Here is a 1327-nt window from a genome sequence, read left to right on the forward strand (position 1 = left end):
AGACGGTGTCTTGATTGGTGATCGAGGCGGGGTCACAGCTCCCGCCACTCACCCAGCTCGCCAGGCGCCCTGGTCTGGATGAAGTTGCGAATGAGGGCCCAGGCGCGATCGACATCGACGACGCAGTCGCCACTGAACACGGCCAGGTCGTCCATGATCGGCACTTCCAGGACCGCATCCGCTGTGGCAGTGCCATCGCCGACAAGTAGGGACGACTTCTCAGCAGCGTCGAACAGGTGGATGACTGCTTGATCGTCTAGGAAACCTAGGGTCAGCAGGGGAAACTCGTCGCCCGGCAGGCGGACTTCTAGGTATCCCTGGCCATGCGAGCGCAGTGCGGTGAAGTGATCGGCTAGATCCGCAAAGTCGGAGCTTCGCTCAGTCGGGGAGAACTGTCGCGATTCGGGGTCCGTTGCTGTCCACGAGACGTCCATCCCTGCAACCTCCTGTTGCCTAGCATCCTGCTGGGCACTCTACGAATGTCCTGATCGGCGAAGGCGCCGGTAGCAGATCAGGGCACTGGCGATGCCAACGAAGGCGAGGAAGTGGCTGGCCTTGCGCTCGTAGCGGCGGTGCAGTCGACGGCATCCGTTCAGCCAGGACATCGTCCGCTCGACCACCCAGCGGTGCGGGCCCAGGCGGTTGGAGTTCTCCACCCCGCGGCGGGCGATGCGCGGCACGATCTGCCGACGGCGCAGCCAACCTCGCAAGTGGTCGAAGTCGTAGCCCTTGTCCGCATGCAGCCTGGCTGGGCGTCGGCGCCGGGGGCCAAAACGGGAGCGGACTGGCGGGATGCCGCGCATCAACGGGATCAGTGCCTGGCTGTCGTGGAGGTTGGCACCGGAGACGCCGACCGAGAGCGGTAGCCCGTTGCGGTCACAGATCAGGTGAATCTTCGACCCGAGCTTGCCGCGATCGGTCGGATTCGGTCCGGTCAGAGGCCCCCTTTGACCGCCCGGACACTGACCGAATCGATTGCGCAGCGCGACCAGTCCAGCTCGCCGTTCATGCCAAGTCGGTCGAGGACCACGCGGTGCAGCTTGGCCCACACCCGCGCCGTGGACCAGTCCGTGAATCGCCGGTGCACCGTCTGCCAAGAAGCGCCGAAGACCGGCGGCAGCTGCCGCCAAGTGCAGCCTGAGGTGGCGACGAAGATGATCGCGGCCAAGACCGCGCGGTCATCGCACCGCCGCCGGCCTCCACCTTGGACGCGCACCGGTGGCTCCGGCGCCACGTCCTGGAAGATCTCCCACAGCCCGTCCGGCACCAGTCGCTCAACTATGTCCATGCCCGGAGCAACGAGCTATCGCCAATCAAGACACCGTCT

General features: G+C 65.5%; 2 protein-coding genes. Both read right to left on the reverse strand.

Annotated features, from left to right (window positions below; all coding sequences use genetic code 11):
• Window positions 1–32 precede the first annotated feature (32 nt).
• Window positions 33–434: a hypothetical protein gene (locus IO24_RS0139930; RefSeq protein WP_031144775.1), complete on the reverse strand. Its 402-nt coding sequence runs from the start codon at window positions 432–434 to the stop codon at window positions 33–35.
• A 39-nt stretch (window positions 435–473) separates the two neighbouring features.
• Window positions 474–1288, reverse strand: a protein-coding gene (locus IO24_RS44170; RefSeq protein ID WP_107063127.1) for an IS5 family transposase whose coding sequence is annotated in 2 segments (ribosomal slippage) — window positions 474–940 and window positions 940–1288 — 816 coding nt in all. Because the reading frame shifts where the segments join, the coding sequence is not laid out codon by codon here.
• Between the last annotated feature and the right edge of the window lie 39 nt (window positions 1289–1327).

It is taken from the genome of Streptomyces flavovariabilis, from assembly GCF_000725785.1.
Taxonomy (GTDB): domain Bacteria; phylum Actinomycetota; class Actinomycetes; order Streptomycetales; family Streptomycetaceae; genus Streptomyces; species Streptomyces hawaiiensis.

Bases quoted from the DNA above. Each gene is read 5' to 3' on its own strand.
- IO24_RS0139930 (WP_031144775.1), bottom strand. From the start codon at position 434: ATGGACGTCTCGTGGACAGCAACGGACCCCGAATCGCGACAGTTCTCC.